Source organism: Psychroflexus sediminis (genome assembly GCF_900099815.1).
Taxonomy (GTDB): domain Bacteria; phylum Bacteroidota; class Bacteroidia; order Flavobacteriales; family Flavobacteriaceae; genus Psychroflexus; species Psychroflexus sediminis.
The window spans coordinates 233,529-260,174 of record NZ_FNCW01000003.1; the positions used below are offsets into that span (position 1 = coordinate 233,529).

At 38.0% G+C, this 26,646-nt stretch carries 21 protein-coding genes and 1 riboswitch; of the genes, 8 read left to right on the plus strand and 13 right to left on the minus strand.

Features of this window, described 5'->3' with window-relative positions:
• Window positions 1-159 precede the first annotated feature (159 nt).
• Window positions 160-624 (plus strand): ankyrin repeat domain-containing protein, encoded by a 465-nt coding sequence (locus BLP81_RS04015; RefSeq protein WP_093366006.1) that lies wholly within the window; start codon window positions 160-162, stop codon window positions 622-624.
• A gap of 65 nt (window positions 625-689) precedes the next feature.
• On the opposite strand, the gene BLP81_RS04020 is transcribed toward BLP81_RS04015, so the two are convergent.
• Complete coding sequence (locus BLP81_RS04020) at window positions 690-1,421, minus strand: bacteriorhodopsin-like (protein ID WP_176752680.1); 732 nt, start codon at window positions 1,419-1,421, stop codon at window positions 690-692.
• 96 nt (window positions 1,422-1,517) lie between these two features.
• Between BLP81_RS04020 and BLP81_RS04025 the strand changes: the two genes are divergently transcribed.
• The gene (locus BLP81_RS04025) at window positions 1,518-2,414 is read left to right on the plus strand and encodes a Brp/Blh family beta-carotene 15,15'-dioxygenase (RefSeq protein ID WP_093366008.1); all 897 of its coding nucleotides are present in this window, start codon (window positions 1,518-1,520) and stop codon (window positions 2,412-2,414) included.
• Here the strand turns inward: BLP81_RS04025 and BLP81_RS04030 are convergent.
• From BLP81_RS04030 to BLP81_RS04040, 3 genes are read right to left on the minus strand one after another with little or no spacing between them, the layout of a single operon-like run.
• Window positions 2,411-3,220: an ABC transporter ATP-binding protein gene (locus BLP81_RS04030; RefSeq protein WP_093366010.1), complete on the minus strand. Its 810-nt coding sequence runs from the start codon at window positions 3,218-3,220 to the stop codon at window positions 2,411-2,413. The genes BLP81_RS04025 and BLP81_RS04030 overlap by 4 nt on opposite strands.
• Window position 3,221: 1 nt before the next feature.
• A complete protein-coding gene (locus BLP81_RS04035; protein ID WP_093366014.1) occupies window positions 3,222-4,244 on the minus strand; it encodes a FecCD family ABC transporter permease in 1,023 nt (340 codons plus the stop codon).
• Complete coding sequence (locus BLP81_RS04040) at window positions 4,237-5,373, minus strand: ABC transporter substrate-binding protein (RefSeq protein ID WP_093366017.1); 1,137 nt, start codon at window positions 5,371-5,373, stop codon at window positions 4,237-4,239. The genes BLP81_RS04035 and BLP81_RS04040 overlap by 8 nt, the downstream gene beginning before the upstream one ends.
• Before the next feature lie 110 nt (window positions 5,374-5,483).
• Window positions 5,484-5,700: riboswitch (cobalamin riboswitch) on the plus strand.
• Between the two features lie 34 nt (window positions 5,701-5,734).
• On the opposite strand from BLP81_RS04040, the gene BLP81_RS04045 reads away from it, so the two are divergent.
• From BLP81_RS04045 to BLP81_RS04065, 5 genes are all read left to right on the plus strand, one after another.
• Window positions 5,735-7,570 (plus strand): TonB-dependent receptor, encoded by a 1,836-nt coding sequence (locus BLP81_RS04045; protein ID WP_093366019.1) that lies wholly within the window; start codon window positions 5,735-5,737, stop codon window positions 7,568-7,570.
• Between the two features lie 12 nt (window positions 7,571-7,582).
• Window positions 7,583-8,623 (plus strand): YncE family protein, encoded by a 1,041-nt coding sequence (locus BLP81_RS04050; protein ID WP_093366021.1) that lies wholly within the window; start codon window positions 7,583-7,585, stop codon window positions 8,621-8,623.
• Window positions 8,624-8,748: 125 nt separating this feature from the next.
• Window positions 8,749-10,047, plus strand: a complete 1,299-nt coding sequence (locus BLP81_RS04055; RefSeq protein WP_245686407.1) for an O-antigen translocase — start codon at window positions 8,749-8,751, stop codon at window positions 10,045-10,047.
• A gap of 35 nt (window positions 10,048-10,082) precedes the next feature.
• Window positions 10,083-10,859, plus strand: coding sequence for a glycosyltransferase family 2 protein (locus tag BLP81_RS04060; protein ID WP_093366162.1), 777 nt, complete (start codon window positions 10,083-10,085; stop codon window positions 10,857-10,859).
• Entirely contained in the window at window positions 10,849-12,456 is a 1,608-nt protein-coding gene (locus BLP81_RS04065) for a sulfatase-like hydrolase/transferase (RefSeq protein ID WP_093366023.1), read from the plus strand. The genes BLP81_RS04060 and BLP81_RS04065 overlap by 11 nt, the downstream gene beginning before the upstream one ends.
• Window position 12,457: 1 nt before the next feature.
• On the opposite strand, the gene BLP81_RS04070 is transcribed toward BLP81_RS04065, so the two are convergent.
• From BLP81_RS04070 to BLP81_RS04085, 4 genes are read right to left on the minus strand one after another with little or no spacing between them, the layout of a single operon-like run.
• On the minus strand, window positions 12,458-13,393 hold the full coding sequence (locus BLP81_RS04070) for a glycosyltransferase family 2 protein (RefSeq protein ID WP_093366025.1): 936 nt from the start codon (window positions 13,391-13,393) through the stop codon (window positions 12,458-12,460).
• Window positions 13,390-14,274: a glycosyltransferase family 2 protein gene (locus BLP81_RS04075; protein WP_093366027.1), complete on the minus strand. Its 885-nt coding sequence runs from the start codon at window positions 14,272-14,274 to the stop codon at window positions 13,390-13,392. Before BLP81_RS04075 ends, BLP81_RS04070 begins: the two co-directional genes overlap by 4 nt.
• Window positions 14,275-14,308: 34 nt before the next feature.
• Complete coding sequence (locus BLP81_RS04080; protein ID WP_093366029.1) at window positions 14,309-16,444, minus strand: M3 family metallopeptidase; 2,136 nt, start codon at window positions 16,442-16,444, stop codon at window positions 14,309-14,311.
• A gap of 3 nt (window positions 16,445-16,447) precedes the next feature.
• Entirely contained in the window at window positions 16,448-17,143 is a 696-nt protein-coding gene (locus tag BLP81_RS04085) for a cell division ATP-binding protein FtsE (RefSeq protein ID WP_093366031.1), read from the minus strand.
• Window positions 17,144-17,295: 152 nt separating this feature from the next.
• On the opposite strand from BLP81_RS04085, the gene BLP81_RS04090 reads away from it, so the two are divergent.
• Complete coding sequence (locus BLP81_RS04090) at window positions 17,296-20,307, plus strand: tetratricopeptide repeat protein (RefSeq protein WP_093366033.1); 3,012 nt, start codon at window positions 17,296-17,298, stop codon at window positions 20,305-20,307.
• A 63-nt stretch (window positions 20,308-20,370) separates the two neighbouring features.
• On the opposite strand, the gene BLP81_RS04095 is transcribed toward BLP81_RS04090, so the two are convergent.
• The 5 genes from BLP81_RS04095 to BLP81_RS04115 form a co-directional block, all read right to left on the minus strand.
• The gene (locus BLP81_RS04095) at window positions 20,371-21,234 is read right to left on the minus strand and encodes a sigma-70 family RNA polymerase sigma factor (protein ID WP_093366035.1); all 864 of its coding nucleotides are present in this window, start codon (window positions 21,232-21,234) and stop codon (window positions 20,371-20,373) included.
• Between the two features lie 162 nt (window positions 21,235-21,396).
• The gene (locus BLP81_RS04100) at window positions 21,397-22,596 is read right to left on the minus strand and encodes a glutamate-5-semialdehyde dehydrogenase (RefSeq protein WP_093366037.1); all 1,200 of its coding nucleotides are present in this window, start codon (window positions 22,594-22,596) and stop codon (window positions 21,397-21,399) included.
• Window positions 22,597-22,607: 11 nt separating this feature from the next.
• Window positions 22,608-23,378, minus strand: a complete 771-nt coding sequence (gene proB, locus BLP81_RS04105) for a glutamate 5-kinase (RefSeq protein ID WP_093366164.1) — start codon at window positions 23,376-23,378, stop codon at window positions 22,608-22,610.
• A gap of 16 nt (window positions 23,379-23,394) precedes the next feature.
• Window positions 23,395-24,198 (minus strand): pyrroline-5-carboxylate reductase, encoded by an 804-nt coding sequence (gene proC, locus BLP81_RS04110; protein WP_093366039.1) that lies wholly within the window; start codon window positions 24,196-24,198, stop codon window positions 23,395-23,397.
• A 250-nt stretch (window positions 24,199-24,448) separates the two neighbouring features.
• Entirely contained in the window at window positions 24,449-26,605 is a 2,157-nt protein-coding gene (locus BLP81_RS04115; protein WP_093366041.1) for a polyribonucleotide nucleotidyltransferase, read from the minus strand.
• Window positions 26,606-26,646 lie beyond the last annotated feature (41 nt).

Consider the following 26,646-nt stretch of genomic DNA (forward strand, 5'->3'; position numbering starts at 1 on the left):
GATTTCATTTTTTCTACAAAAAAAGCAATAATTATTAACTTTAAGTATTTAGCACTGATTAGTCTTTAAAACTTGATTTATTTTCACAGGTCAAATTAGAATTAGGTTTGAAATAGAAGATTTATTTATTTTATATTGGATTTTTAAACTCTAAAACACATGAAATTAATAGAAGCAGTCAAGAATCAGGATTTTGAAGCCGTAAGGCGATTATTAGATGTTAATCCAGAGCTAATTAATCAAGCTGATGAAAGAGGCTTTACACCCTTGTTATATGCAACCTATATGGGCAACGAAGAACTGGTCAATTATTTGATGAAATTTAATCCCAACCTAAATGCTCAGGATATCTCGGGCAATACTGCTTTGATGGGGGTGAGCTTTAAAGGGAATTTAAAAATGGCCGAATTACTTTTAAAAAAAGGAGCTGATGTGAATCTCACCAATAAAAAAGGAGCAACGGCAATAATCTATGCGGTAAGTTATAATCAGCCTGATATGGTGAAGTTATTGATGTCTCATGGAGCAGATATAAGCATTAAAGACCAGGATGGGCTATCTGCCAGGGACCATGCTCGAAACTTAGGTTTTAAGGAAATTGAAGGTTTAGTTAGTCAAGGTTAAATTCTATAAAAAAATAAGCCGAATCTGTAAAGATTCGGCTTATTAATTCAATAAGGTAAGTTGATTTATTTAGAAGATTTGATAGCTAATGAATAAATAACAAGTCCGAAACCTATTTTATTCACAGCATCTCCAATGTTGTAGACTACATTCATAAAAGAAGCATCTACTCCAAAGTCGTAACCGAATAATCCACCTGGTGTACCTAAGATGTAACCGATAGGATAGATAGCCCATCCTACAAGTACAAACCAGCAAAGGATATTGTGAGCTTTCAGTACTTCACCACCTGCTGAGGTTGCCAATTTCTTAGCTTCACCAAACCAGATAATGTATACAATGATGAAGTAAGCAATACCTGAAGCTAGACCCCACTGCCACGAATATTCCGGAGAAACAGCTTCACCAAAATAACCTGTTACAAGCATCACAACAGACCAGAAAATCAATTTCCACATCAATGATTTTTTAGCGCCGGCAACTCTTAAGATTAAGAAGAATTCAACACACATTAATGGGACAGTTAACACCCAGTCTACATATCTAAAGAATGTAGGTGACTCTTGAAAAGCATCCCAGTAATCTCTCATGTAGAAGTAATGAACTGCGGCAATGAAAGTAATTAAACCAGAAACTAAAACTGATGTTCTCCACTTTTTATCAAATTGGCTTAATGATAAAAAGAAAAAGGCAGAAGCGGCCATCATAGCCATACTGCCTACAAAAAAAGTGAAACCAACATAATCGTCATTTGCGATTTTTGAGACGTCGGCCATTAAATACATAAAAGTTCTCATAGTACTAAAATATTTAAGTTTGTTTAATCAAATGTAGTAATAAATTAAACACCATTTTTTCCTTTTAAGAAATTTTTTCATTTATTTTTGTAAAATATGAAATTTAATAAGAGTATTTTTTTTAAAACAATAATTGCTTTAACCTTTATAGCTTTGGTCCTGCCTGTGTTCTTGTCTCAAGAGGTTCAGTATGTTATAGCCTTTATGGGAATCTTTAGTTTCGGTATTTTGCATGGTTCCAATGATCTATTCGTGATTGAAAAATTGAACGATAAGCCTAAACAAAATCAATTTATAAGATCCTTATTTATTTATTTAGGTGTGGTCCTCGCCTTTGTGGTTGTTTTTTATGTGATCCCTTTTATAGCGCTGATCGCTTTTGTGTTGATAAGCGGGTACCATTTTGGAGAACAGCATTTTCATCATAAGATTTCTAACCAAGCATCGGCTTTAGCCTCCTTATTCTATCTGAGTTACGGCTTGCTGGTTTTATTTCTTATCCTTTATTTTAACAGCCAAGAAGTCATTCTGATTATTCAGGACATGACGGGTTACCTTGTCTCTGAAAGTCTTCTTCTATACCTGCTTCTGAGTTCATTGCTGGGCAGCTTAATTTTTTACGTCATTCTTTCAAAGAAAAATGCAGCACTTAAATCTTCAGCTCTTCGCGATGTGCTTTACCTCATTTTGTTTTCAGGCTTATTTTACGTGAGTGATGTGGTGTGGAGTTTTGCCGTATATTTTGTGCTGTGGCACAGCTTACCCTCCTTAAAAGATCAAGTTAATTCTCTGTATGGTGAGTTCGATTTCAAAAACTTTTTTAAATACTTTAAAAAAGCTTTCCCGTATTGGCTGGCTTCTATTATAGGTATGGGCGTGGTGGTATGGCTATTCAAAGACTCAAAAAATTTCTTATCCTTAGTCTTTGCTTTTATTGCGGCTATCACATTTCCGCACGTATTTGTTATGAGAAAGCTTTTTGGTCGCGATTAGTCTCCACTGATTTTCATTTTAAACGTGCGGGAGTGTTCATCGAAAACGATAAAATCTTTCGGGAATAAACCATTAAATGCCCCCTTATGAATCAATTCTGAAGGGGAGCCGCAGATTACTTGCTGTTTGTCGATGAGAATAATCCTGTCACATAACTGAAGGGCCAGGTTAATTTCATGAGACGCATATAGAATGCTTTTTTGAGAGTTTTTAACAATGGATTTCAAAAGCTTTAGGACGTAAGCCTTATGGAACATGTCCAGATGCGTGGTGGGTTCATCCATTAAGATCAGTGCTGTATCCTGGGCCAAGGCTCTTGCGATTAAGACTTTCTGAAATTGGCCATCGCTTAGGGACTGGCATAATTTATCTTTTTTCTGAAGTAAATCCACCTGGATTAGGGCCTGGTGTACCTTTTCAACATCCTTCTGACTTAAGTGTCCCAGCCAGTTGGTATAGGGATGTCTGCCTAAAGCCACCAGTTCCATGACCGTTAATTGCTTTGAAACGTGCTCATTGGTCAAAACCAAACTCATAAAGGAACCTAAACCTTTTAAATCCAGCTCAGACAACAAATGGTTGTCAATCTTTACACTCCCTGCCAAAGCAGGAATCTGACCGGATAAGGTTTTCAGCAAAGTAGATTTCCCGGAGCCGTTGATACCAATTAAAGCTACCAGTTCACCGGCTTTGATCTCGAAATTAATAGCCTCAGCCACAGAAATCACCTCTTTTTTTTGACTGTAGCCAATATGTAAGGAGGACGTGGAAAGTAAAATGTTATCGGGATTGAGTTCTGAAGACATTTTAAAAATTGAGTTTGCGTTTTCTTAAAAGCAGCCAAATGACTACCGGCGCACCAAACAGTGATGTTACAGCATTTATTGGCAGTGTGTTTTCATTTCCCGGAAGCTGAGCGATGACATCACAAACCAGCATTAATATCGCTCCCCCCACTATAATACTGGGTAATAAAACCCGGTGATCGTTGGTGGGGATAAGTTGTCTTATCAGATGTGGTACTGCAAGACCTACAAAAGCTATTGGTCCTGCAAATGCGGTGGCGCTACCCGCCAGAACGGATGTAGAAACAATAATCAAAACCCGGTTGCTTTTCAGCTGAACCCCCATGCTCTTAGCGTAATTTTCTCCAAGAAGTAAAGCGTTCAAATTTTTAAGACAGAAAATAGCGAAGCCAAGTCCTGTAAACCAGCAGGCTGCCAAAATACCAACTTCCTGCCAGGATAAATTTCCCAGACTGCCGAAGGACCAAAAGATATAAAGCTGAAGATTATTTGAATCGCTAAAATAAGCCAAAATACTTACGATGGCAGAGGTGAGACTGGCTACCATCAATCCAATGATGAGTAAAGTCATAGTGTCTTTAACCCTTTGAGCAGTGGATAAAACCGCCAGCATGACCAGCAGACTCCCTCCGCTTGCAGCCAGAATAATGGCCCATTTGGAAAAGATAAGCTCTCCGAAAATTCCAGAAAACAAACCGGCGCCCATGATTAAAAAGGCAACACCCAGACTGGCTCCGCTACTTAAACCAAGGACATAAGGCCCGGCCAAAGGATTTCTGAACAGGGTTTGCATCAATAAGCCACTTACCGCAAGTCCTGAACCAATGAGGATGGCGGTAATGGTTTTGGGTAACCTGTACTGGAGAATAATATACTCCCAGGTAGAATTGTCCAGGCTTGACCCCAGCAGACTTTTTAGAATATCCAAAAAGGGGATAGAAACAGAGCCTAAGGACAGGCTCAGTATAATGCCAAGGAACAAGAGCGACAGGAGTAGAATATGATTTATAAGTGATTTACTCAATTTCCAATGCTTTAAAAAAGGTAAACTCCTCGTTTTCCAAAAGTTCCGGATGAAATATCTTCACCAGGTCCTTCAGGACTAAATCGGGACGGTTAGGACCGATTTCATAAAAAAGAACACCACCGGTTTCACCCGTGGTCGATGCCATGGTGTATATATTTTTTTCCTGAAAAGCTTCAAATTCCTGATAATGCATATTGCTTTCTAAAAGCTGAGCATAGGAAGTAAACTGAGCTGGCGAAATCCAAAATTCGGCCGCTTTGGCATCTTCCAGAACCTTTTCAAAAGAAAAAGCAGCGCTGCCTTTGCCTCGAGTATCTTTATATACATACTCAGCATTGGCATCTTCAAATAACTGAGCCTGCCAGCTCGTTCCATAAGGCAAATACCAGCGATCCTGGTGCATAGCTCCTGAAATAACACTGGGTTTCTCTGCAATTTCTTCAGCTTTTTCTTTCAAAGCTTTATAATCGGTTTCAACCTGATCAAATGCTTCTATGGAAAGGTCTAACTCACCCAAAAAAACACCAAAAAACTTGATCCATTCGGCTTTGCCCAGCACATCCTTTTCCAGCCAGTCCCCGTTATAGACCACAGGAATTCCGGACTTCTGGATCTGGTTTAAGGTTTTATTCTGCCCCTCAATCCCAAAACTAAAGACCACATCCGGATTTACTGAAAGTAAAATTTCAGTATTAAGGCTTTCATTTTTTCCTAATTCCTTCACCTTTCCGGCATTGATTAAAGCTCTGGCTTTTTCAGAAGAGATAAAATCAAGATTGGGGAAACCGACGAGCTTGTCAATCTTATTTAAAGTGATAAGTGATGGAATATGCGTGGTAGAGGTGGTTACCAACTTTTCAACAGGCAGATGGATGACCGCATCATAAGATATATGTTCCGGAATGTCTCCAGGCTTATCCACAAGTATATACACTAAATCTTTTTCAGCATCGGGCCAGGGAGAGTGAACAATCACCTTGGTAAATTCCGGATACTTATGTATGGAAAATCCGGTGGCATATTTGATTTCTACCTCCTCATAATTCTCGTCTTCACTAAGCGTTTTGTCTGCTTTTTTGCAGGCGAAGAGGCTCAGGAAGATAAAGAAATAGAGTAGGGGCTTCATTCAATACATTTTAAGCAAAAGTATGATTAATTATTTTGAATGTACTCAGCTTAAAAAATCAGTTTGAAAAACTAAGTGCGGAAAAAGTATAGTTTCTTTAAGAAAAGTTTACTTTTGCAAAGCATTTTGGTTCTCAAAGGTTATTTCAACTTTTGAAGATTAAAAGGGAATTTCGTTAAAATCGAAAGCTGTTCCCGCAACTGTAAGCTGAGTACGCCATATGCGTATGCTTTGTTCCTCAACTTCAAAACCACTGTTCGTCTTCAGCGAATGGGAAGGTTGAACAAAGACGCAAGCCAGGAGACCTGCCTCAATGTGTAAATTTTAAACAATGACTTTCGGGATAAGGGTCTAGTGGTGTATGAAGTATTCGTTACGTTTTTGCGTCTTAGCGTGTTTTGTCACGTTATCAGGTTACGCTCAGTTAGATTCCATCCAGAGACTGGATGAAGTGTTTGTAGTAGATCGCCAAATTAACAGGTTTTCTACTGGGCAACTCGTGTTTACATTATCCAGCTCAATATTACGGGATTCCCCCGGAACGCTTACAGATGTTTTACAACAAAACACACCCATTTTCTTTAAGCAAAACGGCTACGGCATGGTCTCTTCTCCTGCATTTCGGGGAACTACTGCTCAGCAAACAGCAGTGGTTTGGAATGGATTCAATATCAATTCTCAGTTTAACGGCCAAACCGATTTCAACACCTTACTTGTAGATGGATTCGATGAGATTTCTGTTAGACCCGGCGGCGGAAGTGTGGTTTACGGAACGGGTGCAATAGGGGGGAGTATTCACCTTACCAACAGACTTAGGTTTGATGGAGAAACCAATCTAACTTTTAGTGCAAGAATTGGAAGTTTTTCGACCTATCAAAATTTGCTAAAAGCGTCAACCTCCAATGAAAAATGGAGTTTATCGTTTGCTCTGTCTCGGTTTTCTTCTGAAAATGATTATGACTGGCCAGGTACGTCTCGACAAAACCTAAATGCTGAATTCGAGCATTATAATGCCAATTTGAGTCTGGCCAGAAAACTGAATCAAAACAATAAAATCACTTATTACGGCATGTATTTCGATGGCGATAGAAATTTCTCGCTTTTATTTCCATCCGATCCGCCATCCAGCTATTTGAATAAAGACCACAGACACCTTTTGGAATGGGAAAGTGAGTTTTCTGAAGTGACTTCAGTGTTGAAACTCGCTTTTTTTGATGAGTATTTTGAATATATTCCAGATTCGAGAACTCCAAGCCCTACCGGAGCTAGGGCTCAAACTGCTTTAGCTCGCTACAGTCTATTCTATTCTTATAAAGATTTCGACTTTAATGTTTTAAGCGAATACAATTATAGCAGTGCCAACGGTGATAACGTCTTGTCTGAAAGCAGGAGCATTGCAAGTTTTGCATTACTAACCAAGCATCACTGGAAAAAATTGACCTCAGAAGTCAGTTTTCGACAGGAATATTCAGATGTGTATGAAAGCCCGTTTTTGTTTAGCGGAGGGCTTAACTATGAGTTTTCTAAAAATTTAACTACCAAGGCTAATATTTCTAAAAATTTCAGAATACCCACCTTTAATGATTTGTACTGGGAGGGGAGTGGAAGAACTGATTTACTGCCAGAAACTTCAAATCAGCTGGAAGCTTCTGTTGTTTTTTCGGAGGTTGAAAACAAACATCAGTTGTCTTTTACAGGCCATTATAATGACATCACTAATCTCATTCGGTGGGTTCCCAATTCTACAAACACCTGGCAACCCGAAAATGTAGATGCAGTTGAAACCTATGGCCTGGAAGCACATCTCACTTCTCGGTTTGAGTGGGGTATGCATAACTTCAATTTCAGTTCTCTTTATGCTTATACCATTTCTGAAAATAAACAGACAGGCTTTCAGCTTACTTATGTCCCCAAACATAAGTTCACAAACGAATTGACTTATAAGATTAACCGATTTTCGGTAAACCTTCAAAATTTATATAATGGAGAAGTATTTACAAGAACCAATAATTCTCCAGGTGATATACTTGAAGATTACCTGCTTTGGAATGCCGGAATGTCCTTTAAATTTCCAAAACTCCAAAATTTAAAAATCTCCGCTCGAGTCAGAAATATAGGAGATGTTGCCTATCAAACGATTGAAAACAGACCTATGCCGGGAAGGCATTTTTTTATTCAAACCTTAATCAATTTTTAAAACCAAAATTAAATGAACACGTATTTTAAATTTATCATGATCTCTTTTTTCGCTTCAGTTATGCTCTCCTGTACTAATGACGACGACCTGACAGAGCCCCTAGTTCCGGACGGAGATTATTTTAACGGAACGCTCATTTTAAATGAAGGGGGAAGCGCAGGAGGATCGGTTTCTTTTTTGAGTTCAGATTTTCAGGACCTTTCAAACTCTATTTATGAGGAGGTTAATCCTGATGAAGGATTAGGATTGTATCTACAATCTATATTTTTTGATGATGACAAAGCTTTTATCATTGCCAACGGGTCCAATTTAATCAGCGTTGTGAATAGATATACTTTTGAAAAGCTTGGAACTGTTGATTCAGGACTTAGTGTTCCCAGATACGGGGTCGTTCTGAATGGTAAGGCTTATGTCACTAATCTGGCTGCTTTCGATTCAGATCAGGATGATTATGTCGCTATCATCGATATCGAAACTTTAGGAGTTGAAGAAACGGTCCTTGTGGGAGGTGTAGCAGAACATATCGTCAGTTATAACGACGACTTATTTATTCAAAATGCTGCCTTTGGTTTTGGAAATCAAATCTCCAGGCTGAGTACGGCTTCAAATTCAATAACCGAAACCCTCACGCTAGCGGCTGGTCTTAACTCCATGCAACTTTATAACCAAAGCCTGTATGCTTTAGATTCTGAAGGCGTTAAGAAAATTGACCCTTCCACGTTTACGGTTGAAAATCAAATCTCTAAACCTGAAAGCTTAGAGTCTGTAACTAACTTAAGAGTTGAAAATGACCAGTTTTATTATACTTCCGGTACATCGGTCTTTGCTTCACCCGTTTCAGCTACTCAACTTTCTTCAGAATTCATTTTCGATTATGGAAGCACTTCAACCTTTGGTTCATTCTATGGATTTGAGGTCAGTCAGAACCGGATTTATGTTGGCGATGCCGGTGATTTTGCTTCCAATGGGACCGTGTTAGTCTATTCTATTACTGGTGAACTTATTACTGAAAAAACCGTTGGAATTGCCCCTAATAGTTTTTATTTTCAATAACACCTTCTTCAATTTTTTGAAAAAACAGCTTTATGCAGTAATGTATAAAGCTGTTTTTGTTATTGGGACTCAGTTTTTTTAAACGAACTCTATTTAAAAATTGTAATTTCGATTCTGAAATACCAATGCATAGTGTGTTAAAACGTCTCAAAACTGCCATCCAGCAATCCGTTTTATTGAAGGTGACGTCCTTCAATAGTTTCTCTGTGCTCATCAAAATGATGACCGGACTTGGTGTTTCTAAGCTTACAGCGCTTTTACTAGGGCCTCAGGGCCTGGCTCTCATTGGAAATATGAGAGATGCGCTTGAGCTTTTTCATAAATTTTCCAGCGGTGGCTTAGCCAATGCAGTCGTGAAATATTCAGCTGAAAATAAATCAAACCCCAAAGCCTTTTCTTCGTTTTTATCTACTCTGGTTTGGTCGGGTATCATAGCCTGTAGTCTTGTCATGGCCATGATCTTCCTGTTTTCTGAATTTATCAATGCGTTTATTTTCGGCTCCAGAGATTTTGTTTTCATCATTCGTGTTATGGCTTTTGTATTGCCACTTCATGTGATGAATATCTACTTGATGTCTATTCTAAAAGGTTTTAGTGAATTCAGTAAAGTTATTAAAATCAATATAGCCTCGCATATCCTAAATCTTCTGTTGTTTGCCCTTCTGGTTTTTGCTGTGGATTTGAAGGGAGCCATATTGTCTGTAGTTTTGGTACCCTCGGCTATGCTTTTTTTTACTCTATACCATGTTCGCAATTATTTTGGCAGACTCAACTCCTTTTCCTGGAGTGAGTTTTCCTCGCCTATGCTCAAAAACCTGGGGCAGTTTGCCTTTATGACCCTGATTTCTAGTGTGAGCTTCCCCTTGGTGTTTTTAGGGATCAGAAACTTCCTGATCAATACGCTGGGAGAAGCAGAGGCCGGGTACTGGGAAGCCATACTGAGGATATCCAATTATTACTTGCTCTTCGTGCTGTCCCTGCTCAATTTATACATCCTGCCAAAACTGGCTGAAGCTCAGACTAAATCAGAGTTTAGAGAAATCATTTTTTCATTTTATAAACAGATTTTACCGCTGTTTGCTTTAGGTTTAATTGTTGTTTACTTGCTGAGAGATTTAATTGTCCGTTTAATTTTTTCAGAAGAATTCCTGCCAGCAGCAGACTTGTTTTTGTGGCAGATGTTCGGTGATTTTTTTAGAATACTAGCCTTGGTTATGGTTTATCAGTTTCATGCCAAAAAGATGATGTGGCATTATATTTTAACCGATTTATTTTTAGCTTTAGGATTGTATTTTTCGGCCTTATACTTTATACCCAGAGTTGGTTTGGAAGGGGTAGTGATAGGACACGCTTTAACCTATGTGGTTTATTTCCTGATCATTTTATCCCTGTTTAGCAGGACTTTATTTTTCAGCAGAGTATGAAAAGAAATTTGAATTTAGAAGTATTAATTTCAACCATGAACAGAAAAGATTTGTCTTTTCTAGATTCACTGTTTCCTAAGTTAGATACATCGCTGTATTCGATTTTGATCATCAATCAGACTCAACTTGAGGAAGACCTGGTGTCCACCAACCCGAAGATTAGAGTGATTAATTCCAGGACCTTTGGCTTGAGCAAGAGCCGAAATCTGGCTATTGACAATGCCGTGGGGGATATCTTACTTTTTTCAGACGATGATGTTATATACTTACCAGATTTCCAAAACCTCATTTTTAAAGCTTACAAAACTTATCCAGAAGCTACATTAATTTCTTTTCAGTTTTTGAATGATCATCGAGACTTAGCTAAAGTATATCCAAAACGAGAAGGCTACTTGAAATCTTCAAAACGCCCTTTGTCTTCAGTGGAAATAAGTTTTAAAAGAAGGCATGTATTGTCTTTTGGTATCAGGATGGATGAACGTTTTGGGCTTGGTTCCATATTTCCTTCCGGAGAGGAACAACTTTTTAAAAATGCTGTTCTGCAAAACCATCTTAAAACTGCTTACGTCGCTGCACCTCTATTGATTCATCCAGGGAAAACTTCGGCCTCTAGTCTTGAAAGTAAAAAGTCAATTGAAGCTACTACGGCTCAAAAATATATGCTTTACAATAACTGGACCTATTTGTGGTTAGTAAAGTATGTGTTTTTTCTCTTCAGGCATAAGTATATTTCCTTTTACGATCAGGTAAAAGCCTATAAAACCGGAATGAAAGCTATTTCTAAACTCAAAACATTAAGCGATGAAGATTAACCTGAAGTCACTTTTGTTTTGGATACTGCCGGTGCTTATCAGCTTTGTATTCGAATTTTTATTCACCGATTTCAGATGGTTTAACCTTCAAAATCTGATCGAAAATCTGGTTCTTCTTTTTTTGATCTGGTTACTGCTAAGCTTTGTACAATCCCCGAGATTAAAACGGATACTCACCAAAATCCTGTATTCAGTCTTTATTCTCTTTTTGGCTTTTGAAACTTCGTTTTTCTACATGTTCAATACCTTTTTCTCTGCTTCATCCCTTTTCATTTTTTTCGAAACCAACTCAGCAGAAACGAAAGAGTTTTTGAACCTGTATGTTGACCAAAAGCTGGTCCTGTACCTTCTATCCATGTTGTCTTTCATCAGTTTATTTATAGTTAAACCAGAGCAGCCAGCCTTTTATTCAAAGCTCAACTTAAAGCCTGTCACCAGAGTAGCACTCTTGGTCCTGCTTGTTCTGGGACTTAAAATCAGTGGTTTTATCATCGCCAGTTTTCCCTTTCAGCTCCTGAGAGGTAGTGTGAGTTACATCTATGAAACCTATAAGTTTTCCGATCTTAAGCTGGATCAGCCTCTCGGTCATTTTGAAAACGCAGAGTTTAAAGGAGACCCTACTTCGCATACCTTTGTCCTGATCATAGGAGAGTCCAGTGCCAGACGGCAAATGGGACTCTATGGTTATGAAAGAGAAACCACTCCAGGTCTTTCGCAGATAAAAGATGAACTGATGATTTATGAAGACGTGATCAGTTCCGAATCGTATACCATTCCTTCTTTACAGGAGGCCCTGATTTTTGAAGACCTTGAATCCGGCACGGAATCTTCTGTCATCCAGCTCATGAACCAGGCAGGTTTCAAGACCTTCTGGTTGTCCAATCAAAGGCCGATTGGTATTTATGAAACCTTTCTGACCAAGCTTTCCAAAGCTTCCGACGAGTATGTCTATACCAATACGACACGCTGGGGCTCTGTCACCCCTTTAGATGAGGTACTACTTCCTCACCTGGACAAGGCTCTGGCAGATGAGGCACCAAAAAAATTCATCGTCTTAAACCTTTTGGCAACTCATGCCAATTATGAGCTGAGGTATCCTCAGGCTTTTGATCGGTTTAATTCTGAACCTGCTACGCCATTTCCTTCTGAAGAAAATTTCAGGATCATCAACCAGTATCATAATTCTATCAGTTACGTCGATTATATGGTGAGTACAATCATAGATAAAGTCAAGGCCAAGCAAGATAAAAGCTATGTGTTATACTTTTCAGACCACGGGGAGGAAGTGTTTTTTGACAGAGATTTCGTAGGTCATAATGCTTCCGATATTCCTACCCGTTCTATGTTTGAGATTCCGTTTTTCGTTTGGACTTCAACTGAGTTTGATTCCTCTTATACCATAGATTTTGAGGCTGAGAGATCCTATATTTTAAGTGATTTTATCCACTCGTTAAGCGATTTATCCCAGATAAGCTTTTCTAAACTCGACAGGCAGAAGAGTATTTTTTCTGAAGAATACAAAGTGCCAAAGCGGATCATAAGCGGTAAACTCGACTTCGATGTTTATTTTGACAACCGAAATGACACTTTCAAATAATTTATCTAAAAGCTGTTAGGTAAATACCTCTTGTAATAAAGAAGATCTGTATTTTTTTGAAAACGCTCAACATAGAAGCAGGAAAGCTGAGAAGAAATTGTTGTTTACTCGTTAAATGATCAAATTCTATTTCAGAAATCACTTTTTTCCAGATGGGGTCCCCTTCTAATTTACAGCGTATCACCAGGGCATATCTATTGATATCCAAGTATTTTTTTAATGAAGTATTTTCTTCTTCTTCAGCTTTATATTTTGAAATAAAACGAAGGCGATCCCTATTAAATTTTGATTTTGCCAAATTATTTTCACTATCCTTATTGTATCTCATGCCCACTCTGGGATGAAATGCCACCGGAAACTTTAAAGCTCCTCTTATAAAAAAATCTAAATCCTGTGCGGTCCTCAAGTCTGGATCAAATTTTCCTATTTCATAAAACACCTCTTTTTTAAAAGCGCTAGCCGAAGTCCATAAGATTGGATCTGCTAAACTTTCAGCAAAATAATCCTGGATTAGTAAAGGTTCGTTTTTTGCATAGCCTGGTATTCTGGCCAAACGCGTAGTTTTATTCTGAAGTCTTATTTCATACCGATCTCCATATAAACCAGCACTGGGAAATAACTCAATAAGCTCTTTTAGAGATCTTAAATGATGAGGATACCAGTAGTCATCTGCATCCAAAAGAGCAATGTACATCCCATTAGCTTCAGAAATGCCTTTATTTCTTGCTAGGGGAACCCCGAGATTTTCCTGTGTTATGATTTTTAATCGAGAGTCTGTAATTGATTTTAATTTATTCGCACTTTCGTCTGTAGAACCATCATTTACTATAATGATTTCAAAATCTATGAAGTCTTGCTGCAGAACGCTATTCAGTGTGTTAAGAATATAATTTTCCTTATTGTAAAGCGGAATAACAACAGAAAAAAATAAATTCATGATCGGCTGATTTTGATAAAGTAACCCAGCTTATAGACGTCAAGGAGAAATAAATTACTTTTATTTTTAATCAAATGAAATTTCAAGGGTTTTTCAAGTAATCTAAATAAATTAAAAGCTATTGATTTTAATTTGAATCTTTCTATCGATTTATAAACTTTCAGGATTTTAATTTCATTCATCTGCAACTGATGTGTCTTATGGATTGCCATTAAATTTTTAAGAGCGGACTCTGTTTTGTCTATAAAAACATCGTTTTCATCAATATCTTGATGGATGACAGGGTTATAAATGTGAACACAATTACATTTTCTAGCTTTAAGTTGAATTGCTAAAAGTGTATCTTCATGACCATAGGTAGTCAAGGATTCTTCAAAATAAATACTTTTAAAAAGTGTCTTCCTGATAAGTAAATTGTTGGAAACTAAGGACAGGTATGGTTTTTTTTGACGCTGTTCTGGTGTCTTATCTTCTTTAAAATACCCATATTTCCACCTCAACTTATTTTGATGCCTTTCATCTGGCACGTGAATTCTTCCGCCATATATGACTTCGGTATCGGATTCAATTTCGTCTAGGTAGTTTTGGATGAATTTTTTAGATTTTGGTAGTATGTCACCGTCAAGAAAAAGCAAATAATCAGATGTTGCTTTATTGGCCATCATGTTCCTAATTTTACTCCTTCCAATATTATTGGCCAGATAGCTGTAATCAAAATTCAGCTTTTTTGCTGTAATCCTATTGACGTTTTCGAAGACGTTAGAGTGATCGTCATAAATAATAATCTCGACTTTGTCTTTTATTAATTTAGATTGTTCAAATAACTCTTGGAGTAGATTTGACGCATTAAAATTATAAATAGGAATCAAAATCGAGATCATAGATTTTAATGAGCTTGCTTATATACTATAAAAATTATTCCGGAACCGGGAAACCTCTGTCGCGCATTAAGGCATTGATTTCCGCATCTCTGCCTCTAAACTGTCTGTAAGCTTCAGCCGGATCTACTGCATTTCTGGGCGCAAATAAGAACTTAACCAGTCTTTCAGACAGGGTTTTATCATAGAATCCACCTTCGGCTTCAGCAAAAGCTTCAGCTGCATCGGAAGTTAATACATCAGCCCATAAATACCCGTAATAACCGGTAGCATAACCTTCACCCGAAAACACATGACCAAAATGCGGACTGCGATGACGCATGACCAGCTCTTCCGGCATGCCCAGTTCTTCCAGGGTTTCCTTCTCAAAGGTTTTTGGATCGATTTCACCTGGATCTGTAGTATGGTATTTCATATCCATGATGGCAGAGGCCAAAAATTCTGTAGTGGCAAAGCCTTGATTGAATTTGGATGCATTTTTAATTTTTGCGACCAGCTCCTCAGGCATTGGCTCACCCGTTTCGTAATGTTTCAGGTAATTGGTGATGACTTCGTCTGTATAAATCCAGCGTTCCAAAAGTTGAGATTGAAATTCGGTATAATCTCGAACTCCGCCGTTTAGCGTAGGATATTTTACATCGGCACTCAGGAAATGCAGCGCGTGCCCAAATTCGTGAAAAAAAGTTTCAGCATCATCCCAGGAGACCAGAATAGGTTCGTCTTTAGCGCCTTTCACAAAATTTGAATTGTTGGAGGCCAGCACATTGGTTTCACCATCAAAAGTTGTGTAAGACCGGTAAGTGGTTGCCCAGGCTCCGGAACGCTTGCCTTTTCTGGCATAAGGATCTAAATAGAACACACCGACATGACTGCCATCTGTTTTTTGGGTGACTTCATATACCTTCACGTCTTCATGAAATACAGGAACACTGCCATCTGTAATTTCTGAAAATTCAAAATCAAATAATCTCCCTGCCACATAAAAAATAGCATCGGTGAGGTTCTCTAAGACCAGGTATTGTTTCACTTCTTCAGAATCCAGATCATATTTTTCCTGTCTTACTTTTTCAGCGTAAAATCGGTAGTCCCAGGGTTTGATTTCAATATTGGCTTTTTCTTCATCGGCGATTTGCTGCATATCCTGAACTTCTTCTTCAACTCTCGCTATGGCAGATGGCCAGACAGCCATCAATAAATTCATGGCATTTTCAGGATTTTTTGCCATTCTGTCTTGAAGCCTCCATTGCGCAAAGTTCTCATACCCCAGAAGTTCGACCCGTTCATCTCTCAGGCTTAAAATCTCCTTTATGAGTTTATTGTTATCATATTCGTCAGCATTATCTCCCCTGGAGTAGTAATTTTTCCAAACCTTTTCCCTTAAGTCTCTTTCTTCAGAATAGGTTAGAAAAGGATCCATCGACGATCTGGTGTTCACGATGGCATACTGATCCGGCTTGCCTTGTTGTTCGGCTTCTTTTTTGGCCGATTTGACAAAAGAATCGGATAATCCCTCCAGCTGATCTTCGTTTAAGAAAGTGACATAGTTCTCCTCATCATGTAGAATATTGTTGGAGAAATCTGTATACAGTTTGGATAATTCTTTATTGATTTCGGCATAACGTTCTTTCCCTTCCTTATCCAAGTTGGCGCCATTCATCTCAAACGACTTATAGACCAAATTGACCACGCGTTGCTCCTGTGGCTCAAGGTTCTCTTCCAAGGTACTGTCGTAAACTGCTTTAATTCTATTGAATAATTTTTCGTTTTGACGGATTTTAGATTGATATTCGGATAGTTTTGGAGATAATTTCTGCTGAATTTCTCTAAATTCTTCAGAAGATAGATTGCTGCTCCATATACCATAATAAGTATAAACTCTGTCCATCAGTTTGCCAGCCCTTTCCATAGCTTCAATGGTATTCTCAAACGAAGCAGGCTCACTGGAATTAGCGATGTCTTCAATTTCCTGAAGGTGTTTCTTTATCGCATAATCCATGGCCGGCTCCAGGTCTTCAAGTTTCATAGAGTCGAAGTTAGGAACGCCTTCATAAGGACCATCCCAGTCTTTTAGAAGCGTATTTTCTGTCATTATTTTATCTTTAGATTCTTCTTGTGTACAGGCGAGGTTTAAGGCTAGAAAGCTTAAAATAAGCAATTTAAAATGTAATTTCATAGGTTATAATTTAGCTTGTTGTTGTTTTTGAACGACCTCAAAAAGACGTTGTCCGTCACATTTTAAGGTTTTAGAAGGGTATTTTAAGAGTAGAGCGTAATCGTGAGTGGCCATTAAGATGGTATTTCCCTGGGCATTTATATCCTGTAAAACCTGCATAACCTCTACAGAAGTCTGAGGATCTAAGTTGCCTGTGGGCTCATCTGCCAGGATAAGTTCAGGATCATTGAGCAGAGCCCGGGCAATGGCTACACGCTGTTGCTCACCCCCGGAAAGCTGGTAGGGAAATTTGAAACTTTTAGTTTTCATGCCAACTTTATCAAGCACCTCGTCTATTTTTTGTGCCATCTTAGATTTGTCTTTCCAGCCTGTAGCTTTTAGAACAAAAATCAGGTTCTCCTTTACATTTCTATCATTCAACAATTTGAAATCTTGAAAGACGACGCCGAGTTTTCGCCTCAAAAATGGAATCTGTTTTTCTTTTAGATTCTGCAATTCTATTCCTACAATTTGTCCATAACCGCTTTGTAAGGGTAAATCTCCGTAAAGGGTTTTCATGAAGCTGCTTTTACCAGTCCCTGTTTTCCCTATGAGGTAAACAAATTCACCTTTTTGGATTTCGATATTGACTTGTGATAAAATAAGAGTTTCTCTTTGGAAAATACTGGCATCACTGAGTTCTAGAATGGTTTCTGGCATATGAGTAAATAGAAAAATTAGACGTTATAAATATAAGATTATTTAGTTGAGCATGAAAAATCATTTTGAGATTAGTCATAATTAAAAAAAAGCTTCAGCGTTATATGTATATATAATTTTATCTTTGAGTGTTACTAAAAAAACGTATATCCATGTCAAAAATTTTCTTTGTACTCATTTTGTTTGCTCTTACTTCTGCCCAAGCTCAGCAGACAGAAAAGTTTGTGGACGTGTTAGGGGAATACCAAGAAGCACTTCATTTATATGAACAAAATCAATTTGACGCTTCAAGCAGAGCTTTCCGTGAAATCTATTCTGAATTAAATAGCGATAAGCTTAAGTCTGATGCGGATTACTATCTGGCTAAATGTGCTATTGAACTCGGTCAACCCCAAGCCGATGAAATGATGGAAACTTTTATCGAGCGTCATCCTACCAGCTTAAAAACAAACAAAGCTTATCTTGAAGTTGGTAAGTATTACTTTCAAAATAGAAACTTTAATAAAGCTAACACCTGGTTGAGCAAAGTGAACACGAATTCATTGTCAAGAAGCGAACTGAAAACTTTTCATTTCAATTATGGGTATACCAATTTTAGATTAAAAAATTATAAAGAAGCTCGTCAGCTGTTTGAGAATGTAAGAAATGACCAGGACTATGGCGCTCAAGCTAAGTATTATATTGGTTTTATAGCATATGAAGAAAATGAATACGAATCTGCTTCAGCATTATTTGATGAAGCCAGGCGGGAAGGTATAAAGGGAAATAATATTTCTTATTTCCAAAGCGATATGAATTTTAAGTTAGGGAATTTTGAGAAAGCCATAGAACTGGGTCTGAAACAGCTTCCCAAGTCGAATGCGCGTGAGCGTTCTCAACTCAATAAAATCATAGGGGAAAGTTATTTCAACCTGAAAGAATATGCAAAGGCAATTGAATATTTAAAAGATTACAGAGGGGACAGAGGAAAGTGGAATAATACAGATTACTACCAACTTGGTTTCGCCTATTACGAAACTGGAGATTTTGAATCTGCTATAGATGAATTTTCTAAAATCATTGATGGACAAGACTTTGTTGCTCAAAATGCTTACTACCATTTAGCCAAAGCTTATTTAAAAACAGACAAAAAAACTCAGGCGCTCAATGCTTTCAAAAATGTTACTGAGATGCCCTATGATGAGCAATTGAAAAAGAACGCTTATTTGAATTATGCCAAACTGAGTTACGAGATAGGGAATAGTTATCAGCCTACACCTGAAGTTTTGCAAACCTACTTAGAAAAGTATCCGGATTCTGAAGAGGTGGATGTGATTGAGAATCTTTTAATCGACTCCTACCTGACCTCCAAAAATTATTTGAAAGCCATTTCAATGCTAGAAGGCAGTAGAGATTACACTAACAAATTAGCCTTACAAAAGGTAGCTTATTATTATGGCATTGAACTGTTTAAGGATAATCAGTTCCAGGAAGCTATAGCCTACTTCAATAAATCTTTAGCTCAGCGTCTGGATCCGGAATACACTGCAAAAGCGACTTATTGGAAAGCAGAGGCGGATTACGCTTTGGGTAACTATGACATGGCTTTGATTGGTTACAAGGAATTTAAAGGGATGAATTCCGCGCAGAAATTGCCAGAATATTATTCAATTGATTATAACATAGCTTACTCCTATTTCAAGACCAAAAATTACAGATTATCCGCTTCATTCTTCGAAGATTTTATAAAGATTGAGAGGCCTTCGCAACAACTTCATGATGCTTATGTGAGGCTGGGAGATGCTAGATTTGCTTTGGGACAATACTGGCCGGCGATGGAAGCTTATAACAAAGCCATCGCTATGAAAAATTACAAAAGCGATTATGCTTTCTTCCAAAAAGCCTATAGCTATGGATTTGTAGATAGAAATGAACAGAAGATAGAAAGCTTAAATGCGTTTATAGATAAGTATTCAAATTCAATCTATAAAGACGATGCTTTATATGAACTAGGAAATACTTATGTTGCTGAGAATAAAGATCAGGAAGCCATCAGTGCTTACCAAAATATCATCACCAACTACAAGCAAAGCAGGTATTATCCCAAGGCGTTTTCTAAGCAGGCTTTAATTTATTTCAACAACGAAAATTATAAGGCCGCCCTGTCTAAGTTTAAGCAGCTGGTGAGTGAATTCCCGAATTCACAAGAAGCATTACAAGCTGTACAAACTGTTCGATTGATTTATATCGATATGGGTGAAATCGATCAGTACGCAAGTTGGGTCAATACCCTAGATTTTGTGGAAGTCGCAGATTCAGATATAGAAGAGGCTACTTACCAGGCTGCAGAAAATAAGTTTTTAGATAATGACACTCAAAAGGCAATTTCATTATTTAAAATTTATCTGGAGGAGTTTCCAACAGGAAGAAACAGTTTAAAAGCAAATTTCTACTTGGCTCAGTTGCTTTACAATGAAGGTAACGTCCAGGAATCCCTTTCGTATTATATCGAAGTAATCAACAGAAGTTCAAACGAGTTTACTGAGGAATCTTTAAGACGCCTGTCACAGATTTATCTTTCGAATGAGAATTATGAGGAAGCTATAGAAACCTTATCCAGATTGGAAAATGAAGCGAGTTTCTCACAAAACATACTCTTTGCTCAATCCAACTTGATGAAAGCCTATTATGAAATTGAAAATTATGATAAAGCGCTAGCTTATGCTGAGTTGATTTTATCCAAGGATATAAACGATGAAGAAGTTATGAGTGATGCCTTGGTATTTATTGCGCGTTCATCGCTCAAAACCGGAGATGAAGCGCGTGCAGAATCAGCTTATAAAGAGGTGCTGGAGATGGCAACCGGAAAATTGAAAGCAGAAGCCTTGTATTACGATGCTTATTTCAAAAATAAATCTGGAGAGTATGAAGCATCAACTGCGGTAGTCCAGGACCTGACCAAAAATTACTCCCGCTATAGAGAGTTTGGTGTCAAAGGTTTATTGCTGATGGCCAAAAACTTCAATGCCCTTGGAGATAATTATCAAGCGACTTATATTCTTGAAAACATCATCAAAAACTTTCAATCTTATCCTGAAGTTATTTCAGAAGCAGAAGAATTGCTGCAATCCATAAAGACCAATGCTGCGGAAACCAATTCTTCGGTAGAGGTGGACCAGAACTAATTCGAAATTTACAGCATAAAAAAAGCCCTCATTGAGGGCTTTTAAATTATTATATTCTGAAAATTATCCCAAATAAGTTTTTAAGATAGTACTTCTGGAGGTGTGTTTTAAACGTCTAACTCCCTTTTCTTTGATTTGGCGAACACGCTCTCTGGTCAGACCAAAAGTCTCACCAATTTCTTCAAGTGTCATCGGTTGCTGATTGCCTAAACCAAAATAAAGCCTGATGACATCTGCTTCACGTGTGGTTAAGGTTTCCAAAGCTCGTTCAATTTCAGTTTGGAGGGATTCGTGTAGCAAATCATTTTCTGGACTTGGAGATTCCCCAAATTTTAAAACATCATACAGGTTGGAATCTTCACCTTCAATAAGTGGAGCATCCATAGATAGATGGCGACCAGAATTTTTTAAGGATTCTTTGACGTCGTTTATGGTCATTTCCAGTTCTTTAGCAATCTCATCCGGACTTGGAGGTCTTTGATGGCGCTGCTCCAGAATAGCAAAAGTTTTGTTGATTTTATTAATAGACCCAATCTTGTTAAGCGGTAACCTTACCACACGAGACTGCTCAGCCAAAGCCGAAAGAATCGATTGTCTAATCCACCAAACTGCATAGGAAATAAATTTGAAACCTCGTGTTTCATCAAAGCGTTTCGCTGCTTTAATCAAACCTAAGTTTCCTTCATTGATTAAATCGGGTAGGGTAAGACCCTGGTTTTGGTACTGTTTGGATACAGAAACCACGAATCTCAAGTTCGCTTTGGTCAATTTTTCCAGGGCAAGATCGTCTCCAGCTTTGATGCGTTGAGCTAATTCAACCTCTTCCTCGGCCGTAATTAAGTCTACTTTTCCAATTTCTTGAAGATACTTGTCTAAGGATGCAGTTTCTCTGTTGGTAACCTGCTTGGTAATTTTAAGTTGTCTCATTTAGATATGTGCTCAATTATCGTTTATCTATATATTTTACGAACGAAGCTGATGAAATGTTACACAACCGATTCAAATAATTTAAATATTTACAAAATGAGACTAAAAAAAGCCTGCTTAATAGTGATAAGCAGGCTTTTAAGACTTAAAATAATATTTAAATTATTCTCTTATGTGACCATCACCCCACACATAATATTTGTTGGTCACCAATTGCTTAAGTCCAAGTGGACCTCTGTGGTGCAATTTGTCAGTAGATATAGCTAATTCAGCTCCTACACCCATTTGTCCACCATCGGTGAAACGGGTGGATGCATTTTGATAAACTGCAGCACAATCGATTTCTTGCATGAATTCAAGCGCTTTTTCATGGTCTTCAGTGATAATAACTGAAGAATGGCCGCCAGAATGTTTATTTATCATTTCAACTGCCTCATCGAAAGAGTCTACAGAGCCTAAAACAATTTTCAAGGCCAGAAACTCTTCTTTCCACGTGTCTTCCGTTGGAAGAGTAGGGTAGTCTGTTATTTCTGCAGGTTTTCCATCGACAAGAATTTCAACTTTGTAATCATTTTCCAAAGTTTCAGCCAATTCTTTTATTTTGGAATCTAAATCTGGAAGATGAGAGTCAAATAAAACTTTATCCAAAGCATTACAACCAGAGATTTTATCGGTTTTAGCGTTGATGATTACCTTTTTGGCAATATCCCAGTCAGCATCTGGGGCGACATATAGGAAATTATTACCCCGACCACTGACTAATACAGCGCAGTTCGCAGTTCTCTTGACGAAATCGATCAATTTTTCACCGCCTCTTGGTACGATTAGGTCCATTTTTTCTGGTGGATTGCTTAAGAATTCTCTGGTTTCTTCTCGGTTGAGGTGAAGCAGGGTTATCCATTCTTTGGACAATCCGTTTTCCTCTAAGGCCTGATGCCAGCATTCTTCAAGAATTATATTACTATGATTGGCTTCTTTACCCCCTTTCAAAAATATTTTATTATTTGCTTTAAAAGCAAGTACTGCAGCTTCAATAGTTACATCTGGTCTGGATTCATAAATAATCATGATGGTCCCGAACGGATCAGTTTTATTTACAATTTTCAAACCTGTATCCAGTGTTCTTTCAGAAATCGTATTTCCTACAGGATCTTCTTGTTCTTTTACTTCTTTGATGGCTTGAATCATGCCATCAACTTTATTCTGATCCACGACCAGCCGATCGTATAAAGCCTGATCATTCCTGTTGAAGGATTCAAGGTCTTTTTTATTGGCTTCTACAATTTCGTTTCTTCTTTTATCAATGATGGTCATCATTGACTGAAGAACATCATTTTTTTTGTTTGTATTTAATAATTTCATTCTAATTGTTTTTAAACAGTAAATTTTGTTCCTACTTCTTTTCCTTCAAGAATATCTACAATAATATTCTCATCCTTTCCATTCGCGATGTAAGTGGGTATGTTTTTACTTGCTGTCATTTTTGCAATTTTCAGCTTGGATTCCATTCCACCACGACCTTCTCCTTCTCCTTTTTCATTTTCTTGAACGTATCTTTCAACATTATCATGTACACGAACATGTCTAAGCAATTCTGAATCTTCGTGTTCTGGATGACCTGTATAAAGGCCTTCAATGTCGGTTAGCATGATCAGCATATCAGCGCCAACCAATTCAGAAACTAAACTTGCCAGTTCGTCGTTATCAGAAAACATCGACATAGAGAGGGATACAGCATCATCTTCATTTGCAATAGGCACGATACCTTCCTTCAATAAGCCTTCATAGCAGTTGATCATGTTTTCGCGGTATTTTCCCGGAGCAAAATCTCTCTTTGTTGCCAGAACCTGTCCACATCGCATTCCGAAATCATGAAACATAGTATAGTAATGTCTCATCATTCTTGGTTGTCCAACCGAAGAGTATACCTGCCGACGGGTAGATTTATCTTCCGATGAACACGAACCAAGCACTTCTTTACCAGCAATAGCTGAACCTGATGAAACAAGTATTGTAATGATATCGCGTTCATAGAGATAAGCTATTTGTCTGACCAAATTTTTAAGGATTGGGCCAACGATTCTATTGTTTCTGTTGGTCATTACATTGGTTCCAACTTTAACTACTATACGTTTTTTATGCATTCTATCTGAGTTTAAGTTATTCATCCCCTAATTCTACTGCTCTGTCAAATGCGGCATAAGCGGCATCCTGAATGAGCTGTTTTACATTATTGTCATCCATAGAATCTAAAGCTGCTCTTGTTGTCCCTCCTTTAGAAGCGACTCTATCCATCCATTTTTCAGGAGTTAAATCGGATTCATTGAACAATTGAACAGCACCTTCAAATGTATTGCTGACAAGGATTTTAGAATCGTTATCGGAGAATCCCATTTTCTTTGCAGCATCCAGCATCGAAGCCATAAAATAAAAGATGTAGGCTGGTCCACTCCCGGAAATCCCTGTGGATTTATTGATGAAATCCTCGTTTTTTACACGAATAGATTCACCAGTCGTATCTAAAAGATTTCTGATCATAAGCAGCTCAACTCTTGAGACTTCTTTAGACTCTGTGTATGAAGTTACTCCTTTCCCTACTTTGGCAGGAAGGTTTGGCATTGTTCTTACCACTTTCTTAATGCCCAGGTTATTCTGAATATTCTCTATAGTGACCCCAGCCATCAGCGAAACTATGATTTGCTGATCATTCAGCATGGGTTTCATTTTTTCGAATAATTCTTCGCTATGGTATGGTTTTACAGCTACAAAAACGACGTCTGCCTCTGGTAAGCAATTTTCTAATTTTTCGTAGGTGTCATAATAAGAAACTTCACTTAGTTTATCCAATAAGACTTTTGAAACATCATAGATCATTAAGTTTTTTCTATTCAGTAAAGGGGATTTTGCCATTCCTTCAGAGTAGGTTAATCCCATATTACCTGCTCCTATTACTAATACTTTCATTTTATTTTTTTAATGATTAATAAAAATGATTGTTTAATACTGTGCAAGCATGATGCACAAATACTAAAATACCTATATTTTTTTGGCTTATTAGGTTATTAAACATGTTTTAAGAAAAAACAGCCATTATTGCCAATAAGACTTCATTTTACTGAGGATTTACTCATGCAATTATGTCAGTTGCGCTAGTTTGTCAGTAAAAAAAAGCGGTTTAGAATGTTCTAAACCGCTTTAGTAGATTAAATCAGAATTAAGACTTTTTGTCTTCGTCTTCTTTTCTTGGACTTCTTTCCGGTTTTTCCATAAGCGCCTTTCTGGAAACTTTAGGTTTCTTGGTTCTAGGATCAACACCGAAGTATTTTACGTCTAATACGTCTCCGAGTTTTAATACATCGGAAACATTTTCTGTGCGTTCCCAGGCAAGTTCTGAAATGTGAAGCAGAACTTCATTTCCTGGTGCATCATTATATTCTACGACTACTCCAAAGTCAAGGACTTTTACAACAGTTACTTCATAAACACTGCCTTTTTCGGGCTTGAAGGTAACCGAGTCTATTTTTGCAAGAACTTTATCGATACCTTCTTGTTTAGTCCCAAGAATCTCTACGATGCCCTCTTCTGTAACGGGATCTTCATTGATAACGATTTCTGTACCCGTTGTTTTTTGTAATTCTTGTATGACTTTTCCTCCGGGTCCAATTAAAGCACCAATAAATTCGTTTGGAATTCGTCTGGTGATGATTTTTGGAGCGTGAGCTTTCACAGATTCGTTTGGTTCTGAAATGGTTTCAGTCAGTTTTTCTAAAATATGAAGTCTTCCATTTCTGGCTTGTTTCAATGCTTTCACCAATATCTCATAGGGTAAACCTTTCACTTTGATGTCCATCTGGCAGGCTGTAATTCCATCTGCAGTTCCGGTTACTTTAAAATCCATGTCCCCAAGGTGATCTTCGTCTCCAAGGATATCAGACAATACAGCATGACGCTCACCATCAGAAATCAATCCCATGGCAATACCAGAGACTGGTTTTTTCATTTTGATACCGGCGTCCATCATAGCCATAGTTCCGGCACAAACCGTTGCCATAGAAGAAGAACCATTGGATTCCAGGACTTCTGAAACGACTCTTACCGTATACGGGTTATTTTCTGGAAGCATTCCTTTAAGCGCACGCTGAGCTAGGTTTCCATGTCCTATTTCTCTTCGGGAAGTTCCACGTATAGGGTAAGCTTCTCCGGTACAAAAAGGAGGGAAGTTGTAATGCAGATAAAAGGTTTCCTCACCTTGATGCGTTGGCATATCAATGGTGTTGGCTTCTCTGGACGTACCCAGTGTTACCGTTGCCAGTGCCTGAGTTTCACCTCTGGTAAAAATGGCAGAACCGTGAACTGATGGCAAATAATCGGTTTCACACCAGATAGGTCTAATCTCATCTGTTTTCCTACCGTCTAATCGTATACCTTCAGCAAGTGTAAGTTCCCTTACGGCTTCTTTTTCTACTTTATTGAAATAGGTTTTGATCAGCTTTTCGTTTTCTTCCAGTTCTTCTTCAGAAAATAAAGCTAAAACTTCCTCTTTTACAGCAGAAAAGGCTTCTCCGCGATCTCTTTTGCTATGACCGCCTTTTGCGATATCATATATTTTTTGATAAGCAGCCTCGTGAACTTTTTTCTCGATAGCTTCATCCTCTTTGCCGGGATTGTATTCTCTTGTAGGCTTTTTACCAAAAGCTTCGGCTAATCTCAATTGAGCTTCCACCTGCTTTTTGATATGCTCGTGAGCAAACTGAATTGCTTCAGCCATTTCCTCTTCTGAAATTTCATCCATTTCACCTTCAACCATCATCACAGAATCTGCAGAAGCACCAATAATCATATCGATGTCTGATTCCAGAAGCTGACTGCGGCTTGGGTTAATCACAAATTCTCCATTGACTCTACCAACTCTGGCTTCAGAAATAGCAGTTTCAAAAGGAATATCAGATAACTGAATGGCTGTGGAAGCTGCAAGTCCGGCCAGAGCGTCCGGCATGACATCTTCATCATGAGACATCAACTGAATCATAACCTGAGTTTCTGTTCTATAATCTGATGGGAAAAGCGGACGCAATACACGGTCTACGATTCTCATCGTGAGCACTTCGCCATCACTTGGTCTTGCTTCTCTTTTGAAGAAACCACCAGGATAACGGCCAGCTGCTGCAAATTTCTCTCTATAGTCTACGGTTAGTGGAAAGAAATCTAAACTGCTTTCTTTATAAGAAGAGACAACAGTACACAATAGCATAGCGTTACCCATTTGGACAACTACAGAGCCATGTGCTTGTTTTGCTAATTTACCGGTCTCAAGTTTGATTTCTCTTCCATCACCGAGATCGATAACTTCATTAAATGTTTTTGGAATCATAATAATGATTTTAAGGTTATACTTTTTTCTTAATACGTGTT